The organism is Candidatus Methylobacter favarea (assembly GCF_902806695.1).
GTDB lineage: Bacteria > Pseudomonadota > Gammaproteobacteria > Methylococcales > Methylomonadaceae > Methylobacter_B > Methylobacter_B favarea.
Genome location: NZ_CADCXN010000001.1, coordinates 137,237 through 149,220, shown reverse-complemented (window position 1 = coordinate 149,220; position 11,984 = coordinate 137,237). Strand labels below are relative to the sequence as shown.

General features: G+C 49.8%; 10 protein-coding genes and 1 pseudogene. 8 read left to right on the top strand and 3 right to left on the bottom strand.

Features of this window, described 5'->3' with window-relative positions; all coding sequences use genetic code 11:
• Nucleotides 1-67 precede the first annotated feature (67 nt).
• A complete protein-coding gene (locus tag HUX64_RS00645; protein WP_174624315.1) occupies nt 68-1,267 on the top strand; it encodes an MFS transporter in 1,200 nt (399 codons plus the stop codon).
• 514 nt (nt 1,268-1,781) lie between these two features.
• On the top strand, nt 1,782-2,723 hold the full coding sequence (locus tag HUX64_RS00640; RefSeq protein ID WP_174624314.1) for a cation diffusion facilitator family transporter: 942 nt from the start codon (nt 1,782-1,784) through the stop codon (nt 2,721-2,723).
• Between the two features lie 194 nt (nt 2,724-2,917).
• Here HUX64_RS00640 and HUX64_RS00635 read toward each other — a convergent pair.
• Nucleotides 2,918-3,211: pseudogene (locus tag HUX64_RS00635) on the bottom strand (heterodisulfide reductase-related iron-sulfur binding cluster); the annotation flags it as partial.
• A gap of 70 nt (nt 3,212-3,281) precedes the next feature.
• Nucleotides 3,282-3,506 (bottom strand): FAD-linked oxidase C-terminal domain-containing protein, encoded by a 225-nt coding sequence (locus tag HUX64_RS20295; protein ID WP_174624313.1) that lies wholly within the window; start codon nt 3,504-3,506, stop codon nt 3,282-3,284.
• 173 nt (nt 3,507-3,679) lie between these two features.
• Between HUX64_RS20295 and HUX64_RS00625 the strand changes: the two genes are divergently transcribed.
• Nucleotides 3,680-5,308, top strand: coding sequence for a SagB/ThcOx family dehydrogenase (locus tag HUX64_RS00625; RefSeq protein ID WP_174624312.1), 1,629 nt, complete (start codon nt 3,680-3,682; stop codon nt 5,306-5,308).
• Nucleotides 5,309-5,335: 27 nt separating this feature from the next.
• Here the strand turns inward: HUX64_RS00625 and HUX64_RS00620 are convergent, their stop codons facing one another.
• Nucleotides 5,336-5,872, bottom strand: coding sequence for a hypothetical protein (locus tag HUX64_RS00620; RefSeq protein WP_174624311.1), 537 nt, complete (start codon nt 5,870-5,872; stop codon nt 5,336-5,338).
• A gap of 681 nt (nt 5,873-6,553) precedes the next feature.
• Between HUX64_RS00620 and def the strand changes: the two genes are divergently transcribed.
• Genes def through HUX64_RS00595 form a run of 5 tightly spaced genes read left to right on the top strand, consistent with a single transcriptional unit; the run spans nt 6,554 to nt 11,965 of the window.
• Nucleotides 6,554-7,060 carry a peptide deformylase gene (def, locus tag HUX64_RS00615; RefSeq protein ID WP_174624310.1) on the top strand — a complete coding sequence of 169 codons (507 nt, stop codon included), beginning with the start codon at nt 6,554-6,556 and terminating at the stop codon, nt 7,058-7,060.
• 2 nt (nt 7,061-7,062) lie between these two features.
• A complete protein-coding gene (fmt, locus tag HUX64_RS00610) occupies nt 7,063-7,986 on the top strand; it encodes a methionyl-tRNA formyltransferase (RefSeq protein ID WP_174624309.1) in 924 nt (307 codons plus the stop codon).
• 7 nt (nt 7,987-7,993) lie between these two features.
• On the top strand, nt 7,994-9,280 hold the full coding sequence (gene rsmB, locus HUX64_RS00605) for a 16S rRNA (cytosine(967)-C(5))-methyltransferase RsmB (protein WP_174624308.1): 1,287 nt from the start codon (nt 7,994-7,996) through the stop codon (nt 9,278-9,280).
• Complete coding sequence (locus HUX64_RS00600) at nt 9,258-9,842, top strand: DUF4390 domain-containing protein (protein WP_174624307.1); 585 nt, start codon at nt 9,258-9,260, stop codon at nt 9,840-9,842. The genes rsmB and HUX64_RS00600 overlap by 23 nt, the downstream gene beginning before the upstream one ends.
• Nucleotides 9,824-11,965: a sensor histidine kinase gene (locus tag HUX64_RS00595; protein WP_174624306.1), complete on the top strand. Its 2,142-nt coding sequence runs from the start codon at nt 9,824-9,826 to the stop codon at nt 11,963-11,965. Before HUX64_RS00600 ends, HUX64_RS00595 begins: the two co-directional genes overlap by 19 nt.
• Nucleotides 11,966-11,984 lie beyond the last annotated feature (19 nt).

Sequence of the window (11,984 nt, the reverse complement as noted above, 5' to 3'; positions counted from 1 at the left end):
TGGAAGATCAAACCGGCAACGGTACCACTGTCATCTTGCCTTTTCCTTTACATGTTTCTTAAAAAAAATGAGTAGAATTAGCAGCACCAACACACTGAGTCAAATCCCTGCAGGCATCTGGATACTCGGCTTCGTCAGCCTGTTGATGGATATTTCCTCGGAAATGATCCACAGCCTGCTGCCCTTGTTCCTGGTCACAACCTTGCATGCAAGCGCCTTCGCTGTGGGCATGATAGAAGGGCTGGCTGAATCCACGGCATTGATTGTCAAAGTATTCTCGGGCGTGCTGAGCGATTATCTCGGCAGGCGCAAAGGTCTTGCCCTGACCGGCTACGCCATGGCAGCATTGACCAAGCCGCTGTTCGCCCTGGCGCCCGGCGCCGGCATTGTATTAGTAGCGAGACTCCTGGACAGAGTGGGGAAAGGCGTGCGCGGCGCCCCGCGCGATGCCCTGGTTGCGGATCTCGCTCCGCTCCACTTGCGGGGCGCCGCCTTCGGGCTGCGCCAGTCCCTCGACACAGTGGGCGCGTTTTTGGGGCCGCTGCTGGCGGCCGTCTTGATGCTGCTTTGGGCAAACGACTTCCGGGCGGTGTTTTGGGTTGCGGTCATCCCCGGAGCGATGGCGGTCGCACTGCTGTTGTTCGGCGTGAGGGAACCAGAGCATCCGGTGGCTGTCACGCGCACGCGCACCAATCCGATCAGCCGAAAAAATCTGCAACGCCTCGACCGAAGATATTGGTGGGTGGTGGCTGTCGGCGCCGTTTTCACGCTGGCCCGTTTCAGCGAAGCGTTTTTGGTTCTGCGCGCACAGCAGGGCGGTATTCCCATTGCGCTGGTGCCGCTGGTCATGGTAGCGATGAATCTGGTCTATGCGGTCTCGGCTTATCCGTTCGGCAAGCTTTCCGACCAGATGAACCATGCCAAACTGCTGGCGCTTGGCCTCATTGTTCTGATTGCGGCTGATCTGGTGCTGGCCTCCAGCGATTATTGGGGGGTGGTGCTGAGCGGCGTCGCGCTCTGGGGTATCCATATGGGGATGACGCAGGGCTTGCTGGCGACTATGGTGGCCGATACCGCGCCCCCCGACCTGCGCGGCACCGCCTATGGCTTCTTCAATCTGATGAGCGGGCTTGCCATGCTCATGGCCAGCGCATTGGCCGGGCTGCTGTGGGATCGGCTTGGAGCCTCGTTTACGTTTTATGCGGGGGCGGTCTTTTGCATAATGGCGCTCATCGGATTGATCCGGCAACCAAAATCCAAAAGATAGCGGCTCTGCACGTCAGAAGCGAATGCTCTCTATGATGTCCGTTTTGCTCGGATTGAAGCACCCCTGATTTTTTCAAGCCGCTTATGCAGTTAACTGTCAAATAGGGTAAAAATGTAATCGCGACATCATCTTGCTGATCGAAGCCTAGTTTGAGTCAATTTATTCATGACCGGTGAGAATTTAAAAGAGCCGTTCATGCTGAGCTCGTCGCAGCCTGAACACAAGTTCTTCGACAAAGCTCTCCTGAATATAACCGCAAGGCTCATGACGAACGACGTGTTAAATAGTACTCGACTAAACAAAAGCGACTGAATACTAGTGCTATTATTAGCCATTATTAACGGCCGGATTATTTCTTTATTAAAATCCATCCAAGTTCAATAACTGCGTAAACTCGGTTATCGGGCATGATTAAATGGATGCAAAAATTTAAGATAACCGACAAAATAAAACATTTAATAGAAAGAGAAAGCTCAAACTCTCAAGCTATTTTCCGGACGAGAAACTATCCATTATGAAACATGATCATAAACACGACCATGCCGGGGGATGCCCTCACGACGCTTTAAATAACAAAGGACGAGTTTTGCTATTCAGCATCGTGTTGAATTTGATATTTGTAGTAATTGAGTTCATCTATGGCTTCATCTCCAACTCAACCGCTTTAATGGCCGATGCCGGGCATAACGCCTCTGATGTGCTCGGTTTGCTGCTGGCCTGGGGCGCGGTTATTTTGTCTCGCAAGCAGCCCAGCCAGCGCTACACCTATGGATTCCGCAGCACATCCATTCTGGCGGCGCTGGGCAATGCCGCCTTGCTTCTGGTCGCCAGTGGCGCGATTGCATGGGAGGCTGTGCACCGTATTTCACAGCCGCCCATGGTCGCCAGTCTGACAGTAATAATTGTGGCGGCTGCGGGCATTGTCATTAACGGCCTGACCGCATGGCTCCTGATGAAAGGGAGCAAAGAGGATTTGAACATTCGCGGCGCTTACCTGCACATGCTGGCGGATACCGCCGTATCGCTCGCCGTGGTGTTTGCCGGCGCGGCAATGTTTTACTCGGGTTGGTACTGGCTGGACCCGATCATCAGTCTGGCGATTGTAGTGGTCATTGTGGCAGGCACATGGGGCTTGCTGCGGGATTCGATGAAACTGGCGCTAAATGCAGTGCCCGGGCAGATCAATGAAGCTGCTATTGACGCCTACTTGCGCCAACTGGACGGCGTGACGGATATTCATGATTTGCACATTTGGGGCCTGAGTACCACCGAAAATGCGCTGACTGTCCATCTGGTCATGCCTGGCGGACACCCTGGCGATGCTTTTATGGATAGCGTCGAAGCGACGCTGAAACAGCAGCATTCCATCCATCACTGCACTTTGCAAATCGAACACGGCACAACCCATCACGCCTGCTCGCTGGCTATGACCGGGCCGGGACGTCACCGCCATTAGGGCAAGAGACAGCGCCTACATTCATGACCATAGCTTCCGGTCATTATCCGGTCTGGACTGGCTTTGAGATGTTTTCAATTCAGACTCCGATTGAGATAAATTGATGGCTCTATGCGGACAAACTCGGCCATTGAAATCAGCCTTGCAGAGTCCCCGAGCCTGGAGCAAAGCGAGGCGGCCTGCAAAAGCTAAAATTAACCTGCCTCCAGCAGATTCAGCCAATGCACCACAGGTATTTCACTGGCGGTGTTCAGATGCGTTAAGCAGCCGATATTGGCAGTGGCGATAACCTCCGGCTCAGGTAATTGCAAGTGTTTGAGTTTGCGGTCGCGCAATTCGCGTGCTAATCCGGGTTGCAGGATGGAATAAGTGCCCGCGGAGCCACAACAGATGGTTGACTCTTGCACGGCCAACAATTCAAAACCGGCACGTTTCAATACCGCTTTCACGCGGCCTTCGAGCTTGAGCGCATTCAGTAAGCTGCACGGCGGGTGAAAAAGCGACGCGGCGGCCTTTACCTATGCTGCTGAGCGGCAAGCTTCCACTACCTGCACCGGATCACGGCAAAGGGCCGCCATGCTTGCCCATAATGGTACCATCTACGGATATATAGAGATCAAGGATACGATCGCCCAAGGCCTTAGCTTTTTTCAGCTCACTCTCGCGTTTGGCATAGCATAGGACTAGCGGGTGCAGGTTATACGGTCGCCGCCATGGAAAACATGGCGACGGGCAAGCGGGGTAGTGCGGAGGTTTTCGGGTAATTGCATGAGCTTGACTCAACGATACGATCAGTTACAGATTGTTTAGTCAGACAAAGCATATCATGGAATAGTGCATTGCTTGGGTACAAGCCGGATTAGTATGGTAATTTACAGCTTTCTAAAGCTGCCTTTTCAGGGTTTAGCTTGAATGGCGGGAATTATTTTTTATTAAACAAACTTTAAGCCATTATTATGAACCAGGAAACCGAAACAGTTCTTGCCTACCATGATCGTACCAAACACCGGCTGGAGAAATACGCAAGGGGGCCTGAAACCCTCGATTGGGACGATCAGCCCGATCCGTTCCGGCGCTTTTCAGGCTGCGATATTGTCGCGCTGCCAAGCCCTGGCGCAGAGCTTGAACCGTTGTTTGCTGATCTGGATAAACCGGAATTAATACCGCCTAAACCTTTAAACAAGGTCAATACGGGCTTACTGCTGGAACTGGCCTTCGGGCTGTCCGCCTGGAAACAATTCGGCCCAAGCCGCTGGGCCTTGCGCTGCAATCCTTCCAGCGGCAATCTGCACCCGACAGAAGCTTATCTGATTAATACGGACAAGGACTTGTTTAACCCCGGGGTTTATCATTATGTCAGTCATGATCATCATCTGGAAAGACGTTGTCTTTTCACCCCGGAAGCCACCGGAACGGATATTTTTATCGGTTTAACTTCAATTCACTGGCGGGAGGCCTGGAAATACGGCGAGCGGGCTTACCGCTATTGCCAGCATGATACAGGCCATGCCCTGGGCGCGCTGCGCTATGCTGCGGCCATACTGGGCTGGTCGGTTGAATTGCTGGCTGAATGGCCGGATGCCGATATCGCCGCTTTGCTGGGCATTAACCGAAGCGGTGATTTCCGCAATCATGAGCATGAATCTCCCGATATTATTTGCCGGATAAATACGCGTGCTGGCCGCGGCAAGCCTTTAAATACTGCTGCATTGCTGGAAAGCGCCCAGTCCGGCGCGTGGTTTGGAAAAGCAGAGAGCCTTCGCGCCTATCATTTATATAAGTGGCCGGTCATTGACGAAGTTTCAAAAGCGGCCGCAAAACCGTATACGCAGGAAGCCTATTGGCAGCCAAGTCGGGAGCAGGCGATAAAATCATCCTGCAGGCAAACGGCAACGGCCATTATTCGCCAGCGCCGCAGTGCTCAACAGTTTGATGGCAAAACGCCTCCGCTGCCGCTTGCCGACTTTTACCGGATGCTGAGTGCCGTTTTAACCCCAAGTAAACTGCCTTTCGATATGTGGCGCTGGCCGCCAAAAATACACCTGTTTATTTTTATCCATCGGATTGAAGGGCTGGCCCCCGGTTTATATGCCTTGCCAAGAAATCATGATGTCCTGGAGAAGCTGCAGGCGGCAACCCTGACTGATTTTGACTGGCGGAAAGTAGAGGCGCGGCATGACAATGCCTCTGCAGCAATACCGCTTTACCATTTGTATTCGGGGGATTTCAGACAGCTTGCCAGAACGCTTTCCTGCCATCAACCGATTGCCGCCGATGGTATGTTCAGTCTGGCTATGGTGGCAGAATTCAGCGGACTCATGGAGGAAAAGCCCTGGATTTACCGGCGTTTATTCTGGGAATGCGGCCTTATCGGGCAAGTGCTGTATCTGGAAGCGGAAGCCGCGGGAATTCGCGGCACAGGCATCGGCTGTTACTTCGATGATGGCGTACATGAAATTGTCGGGATCAAGGATTATAATTTTCAAAGCCTGTATCATTTTACGGTGGGTAAACCCCTTGAGGATAAGCGGCTGCAAACGTTACCGGCCTATGCGCATCTTTTGCGGGACAAAATGGATGACTAGAGTGCGCAGCGGGATAATAAACAGGCTTTATTCAGTGTCTACCCGTTTGGGAAACAGCTTCTGCTCAACGCCAATAATGGCCCTGTTCAATATGCCCAGGTTTTTTTCTTCATTGATCTGTATGCCCATCATATAAAAAATCGGCATCCATAAGGGATTGATTAAAAATCCGCCCAGAGCGCTTTTAATGGTTCGTTTCAAGTTCTTGAAAGGATTATAGGACTCCGCGAGGGAATTTATGGGATGGTCTGCAAAAACGGCGGCAATTGGATAAAGCAGCGCTTTCTCATGCCTGTCAAGCAGCGCCATGGATTCTGCGAGCTTTCGTTGCATATTGTAATAATTCCTGCGCGCCAGGCCCGCCGAAACAGCGAAAGTAAGCGCTACCAACGGCAAAAGTACAATCGGCGGCGCGACAGGCGCGAAAGTGGAAGACAGCATGATCGTGCCAAAACCCAGCATAAGCAGGTCTTCACCCTTTTCTACATCATGATCTATGCCTTTGACAATAACGGAAACAGCATTCCCGAACTGGCCTTTTAAATAACTTTTTTCTTGACTCATAACTATTCTCCTTACGGATACAGCTTTATAAAATACAGCCTGCGTATTTTATTGACAACTGCCTCCCTGGCGGAGCACGGTTACGCAGGAGAAATTCCTTTTACCTTATTTTGCCCGCTGTCGTCAATGCGCTTTTCCACACTGAGACAATTGTCTTAAGCCCAGGTTCTGGAAAACCTTAAAATTATAGGCTTGAAGTTCCAGAGGAAGGACTTCGCCTTATATCGGTCGCCATAACAGGGTTAAGCTATTGAAGAGCCTGATTAATTTTAGCCGTGGACAAAATGCCTGAATACAAATGCCCGCGCCAGGGATTTAACTGTATCCGCAAGCAGCAGGCTAAGGCTCCTTCTATAAAAACAGGTCTTAATCTGTCATCTCCATTGAACCTGACAGGCCTTAAAATCGTCAAACCGGATTATTGCAGGGCTTGACTGAAAGCTTTTATTTTTGCGGATGTATTTACCGGTTTTTAAAAAGCAAGCGACAAGAGGCCATAGCTGCATAAGCCGATGCTTTGCAAATGCCCGAGATCTGTTTGTGGGAGAATGAATTTACCGGGCAGACATTTAAGGCCAGGGATGAAGTTCTGCAGGTTCTTCAAGAAGCCCCAGGCCATTTAGATTCTGTTTAAATTCATATAGAATTCCGGTTTCAATTATTATAGTAGTGGAGAGAGTGTTGAGTATTCTAACTATTCTTGAGTTTCCGGATGAACGATTGCGTAAAAAAGCCGCAGATGTTCAAACGGTTGATGATAAGCTCAAAAAACTAGTCGATGATATGCTTGAAACAATGTACGAATCCCATGGCGTAGGTTTGGCAGCTACGCAGGTGGATAGGCATCTGCGGGTTGTCGTTATCGATATCAGTGAAAAAAAAGATACTCCCGTGTGTCTGATAAACCCTGAAATCCTCGAAAAAGAGGGGGTCGAAGAATCCGAAGAAGGCTGCCTTTCGGTACCGGGTTTTTTTGAAAAGGTAAAACGGGCCGAATATATCAGGGTAAAAGCGCTAGACAGAGAGGGTCAGGTTTTTGAATTTGAAGCAAGAGATTTACTTGCCGTTTGCGTGCAGCATGAAATGGACCACCTGAACGGAAAATTGTTCGTCGATTATATTTCGCCATTGAAACGACAACGTATTAAGAAAAAACTGCAAAAACTTCATAAACTGGAACATAGCTGATCATGAAGATTATTTTTGCCGGCACGCCGGACTTTGCCGTGCCCGCCTTGCAGATGCTGCTGGATTCCACGCATGAGATTTGTGCCGTATATACCCAGCCCGACCGGCCGGCGGGAAGAGGGCGTAAAGTACATTTAAGTCCGGTCAAGGAACTGGCGATAAGCGCCGGAATTCCCGTTTTTCAGCCGCTTACTATGAAGACAGAGGAAGATCTCAGGCAAATGGCTTCATTTAATCCCGATCTTCTGGTTGTTGCCGCCTACGGCATGATTTTAACGCAAGCCATACTGGCTTTGCCCAGACTGGGATGTATTAATGTGCATGGCTCATTGCTGCCGCGCTGGCGCGGAGCAGCGCCGATTCAACGAGCTTTAATCGCCGGCGACGAGAAAACCGGCGTCACCATTATGCAGGTGGTTAAAAAGCTGGATGCCGGCGCTATGCTGCACAAGGAAGAATATGTTATAGGGCCAACTGATACCGCAGCCGATCTCTATGACAAACTCGCCAAACTGGGTGCATTGGGCCTGGAAAAAGTATTGACGCAAATAGAATCGGGTACTGTACAGCCTGAGCCGCAGGATGAAGCCCTGGTTACTTACGCCGAAAAACTGGAAAAAAGTGAAGCCGTCATTGACTGGACGCAATCGGCAGTCGCCATAAACAGAAAAGTAAGGGGACTGTATGCATGGCCGGTTGCCCAGACTTTTTACCAGGGCAAAGTGTTGCGAATCTGGCAGGCTGAAGCTATTGAGGAGGAGGTTAATACTGAACCCGGAGTTGCCAGATGCATTAATAAGAATCTGGATGTGGCGACAGGGAAAGGCCTGTTGCGGTTGCATGACGTGCAGTTGCCGGGAGGAAAACGCATGCCGGCAGAGGCTTTCCTCAGCGCTCATCATCTTGATGGAATCAAGCTAGGTTGAATACCCAGTGAATTCGAGATTAACCGCAGCCAGGGTATTGACAAGGGTTTTAAAGGACGGACAGTCCATGAACGCAGCGCTTGATAAGGCTTTCCGGAATCCTGAAGCAGGCAAGGACAAGGCTTTTATTCAGGCATTATGCTATGGCGTTTGCAGGCAATATCACCGCCTGGATTTTATTTTAAATCAGCTCCTGCATAAGCCGCTAAAAGACAGCGATGTTAAAGCCTTGGCTTTAATAGGTTTGTTTCAGCTTAAATATATGAGAGTCAAGCCTCATGCGGCAGTATCCGAGACAGTTCTGGCTGCCCGCCAAAAACCCTGGGCTAAATCTCTTATTAATGCTGTGTTAAGAGCCTATCTTAGAGATGCGGACAACCTCGAAAATAAAGCCGATAAAAACAAGTCCGCAGCTGTTAGTCATCCTGACTGGCTTATTGAACAGATTGAGCAGGATTGGCCGCAGCAGGCGGCTGAGTGTTTACTGGAAAACAACCGGCAGCCCCCTATGGCAGGGCGTGTCAACCTGGCGCAAACCAGCCGGGTGCACTATTTAACCGCACTTTCATTACAGAATATAGGGGCGGCATCCGTCAGCTTTTGTCCTTCGGCAATTATTCTCGATAAACCGGTAGCCGTGGAATTGTTGCCGGGTTTCGGTCAAGGCTTAATTTCAGTTCAGGACAGCGGCGCACAGTTAGCCGCTGTTTTGCTGGATGTGCAGCCCGGGCATCGGGTACTGGATGTGTGCGCTGCGCCGGGCGGCAAAACGGCGCATATTCTTGAAAGTCAACCCAACCTGGAAGAACTGGTGGCGGTAGATATTGACGAATCGAGAATGCAGCGGATCAAGGAAAATTTACACCGTTTAAAGCTGCACGCCAGCTTGATAGTCGGTGATGCGGCAAAGCCTGAAGAGTGGTGGGATGGAAAACCTTTCGAGCGGATTTTACTGGATGCGCCCTGTTCAGCATCAGGCGTTATCCGGCGGCATCCCGATATCAAGTTATTGCGCAGAGCCGAAGACATCAAGCCGCTGCAGGTTTTGCAAAAAAACATTCTGCACGCTGTCTGGCCGCTGCTAGCTGCCGGCGGCGTATTGTTGTATGCGACCTGTTCTGTTTTCAAACGGGAAAATGAACAGCAGATACAGGCTTTCCTGGCAACGCATGACAATGCCGTCGAATGGCCGATTGATGCAAAATGGGGCACCGCCAGGCCTTGCGGTCGCCAGATTCTTACCGGAGAATCAGCAATGGACGGCTTTTATTATGCGCGCCTCCGTAAAGCCTGAATTACATTTACTATGGGCTGTTTTCTATTGCCTGTTTGCATGGCTGTTGCCAGCTTTATGTGATGCCGATCCGTTTGCAGTTGAAATAGAAAATGCCGAAATTATTTTACAAGACGATAGCTATGTCTTGTCTGCCGATATAAATTATCAATTAAGTCCCAGAGCAATGGACGCATTAAAAAATGGCGTTCCCCTGTTCTGGACTGTGCAGGTCAAGGTTCAGCAGCAGCGTAATTACCTCTGGGACAGGATAATAGTTAATAAAAAAATACGCTATCGCATCCAATATCATGCCTTACTGAATATGTACAGGGTCAGAAATGAGAACGGAGGCGAGGTTTTTAATTATTCAACGCTCCCTGCCGCGCTGGATTTTATGTCGACAGTACGCGATTTTTACCTTATGGATAAGACTGAAATTGCTTCCGGAAAAGATTATCTTGCCAAAATGAAAGTAAAACTTGATCGGGAAGCGCTGCCTTTGCCGTTGCGCCCGATTGCCTATGCAAATCCTCAATGGTATTTATCCAGCGCCTGGTATGTATGGCCTCTGAAAAAATAAAGCCGCCCGTCAGTCTGTCGGTGATAATCCTGTTCGGTCTGATTTTGCTGTCGCTGCAGCTTATGAGTTCAGCGACGCAGGAATCTTCAGAATTGAGTGCGATGTATTCATGGCTGCTTTTAATCAATGCCCTGGGTTCCGTTGTGCTGCTGGGGCTGGTCGGGGCCAATATTTATTCCCTGACGCGGCAATTAAAAAAACGGGAAGCGGGTTCAAAGTTAACCACCCGCATGGTCTCTCTGTTTGTGTTGCTTGCCTTGGCCCCTGCCGCTATTGTGTTTTATTTTTCCATGCAGTTTCTGCATCAGGGCATAGACAGCTGGTTCAATGTGGAAATGGATAGGGCAATGGAAGACGCCCTGGAACTCAGTCAGGCTTCACTGGATCAAAGAATGCGCTGGCATTTGAGACAAACCCGGCAATTGACCGCTAAACTGGAAGAATTATCAGAACCTCTGGCAACTCTGGAAATGGAAAACATGCGCGCCCTTTCTGGAGCCTCTGAAATGACCCTGTTTTCCCGCCAGGGAAGAATTATTGCATCAAGCAGCAGCAATCCTGGCGATATTTTGCCCAGTTTGCCTGATGAGAATATTCGCCTGCAATTACGCCAGCATTCGGACTATGTTGCTTTAGCTCCTGTGCGTGAGGATGAATTAATGATCAAGGTGATCGTCACGGTAAAAAGCCAGGAGCCGGAATATTTACAGGCCTTGTATCCCGTGCCCGTGAGGATTGCCGATCTGGCGGATTCCGTGGAGTTTGCTTTTGTGCGTTATCAGGAAATGAATTTTCTGCGGGATTCATTAAAATTGAGTTTTTCTCTGGTTTTGTCGCTGGTTTTATTAATGAGTTTGCTGGCGGCCATCTGGGTCGCCTTTATCAGCATAGGCAACATTGTGGCGCCGGTAAAAGAGCTGGTCAAAGGCACGCAGGCAGTCGCTTCAGGGCATTACGATCAACAGTTGCCGGTTATTGCGCAGGATGATCTTGGTTTTCTGGTGGAGTCATTCAATGAAATGACCCAGCGCATTGCCAGAGCCCGCGATGAGATCAGAATGGCAGGGGTTGAGGTAGAAAATCAGCGTGCTTATCTGGAAACGATTCTGGCTAATTTAACGGCCGGGGTAATCAGTTTTGATGCCGATTATACAATTCGCACAGTTAATCAGGCCGCTTATCGAATTTTTCGCATTCATGTCAGTCATTTTGTCGGTCAGACTTTACTGGGCCTCGCCCAGGGCTATTCGGAGCTGGCAGAGCCGTTAAAATCAATTCAGCGATTAGTGGAGCAAGCGGATGATATCTGGCAGCAGCGACTGGCTTTTTTAGGCGCGAACGGCCGCCAGGAACTATTGTGCCGGGGCACTCCTCTTTTTTCCCAGGAGGGCGGGCGCGTTGGAGCAGTTGTCGTATTTGACGATGTCACGGATTTGATCCAGGCACAGAAAAATGCCGCCTGGGGTGAGGTGGCGCGAAGACTGGCTCATGAAATCAAAAATCCGCTAACGCCTATAAAGCTGTCGGCGGAAAGGCTGCAACATAAGCTGGCGGACCGGCTGGAGCCAAAATATGCCGATATACTGCAGCGTTCAACCCGGACTATCGTGCAGCAGGTTGAAGCAATGAAAGAAATGGTGGATGATTTTTCCGAATATGCAAAACCCTCCAAAAAGCAGACCACGCGTATTGATTTGCCTGATTTGGTGCAGGAAGTATTGGCGCTTTATGCGGTCCAGCCTGGGGTTGAATTCAAGGCTGATTATGAAACCGGCTTATTGATGATTAATGGAGATCCTGTCAATATCAGACAGGTTCTGCATAATATGATAAAAAATGCTCTGGAAGCGATAGATGCCAAAGGCCGAATTGAAATAAATTTGCACAGGGTGCAAAAAAACAGCACTGATTTTATAGAAATAGCACTTTATGATGATGGCCCCGGCATCAAGGAACAGCAGATTGAGCAAATTTTTGAACCTTATGTGACTACCAAGACCAAGGGAACAGGTCTGGGATTGGCTATTGTAAAAAAAATAATTGAAGAGCATGGCGGGGCAATCTGGGTCGATACCAGCCGTAAAACAGGAGCGGGCTTTATAATTCAGCTTCCCGCCATTTAACCTTGGATATACCGAAAAA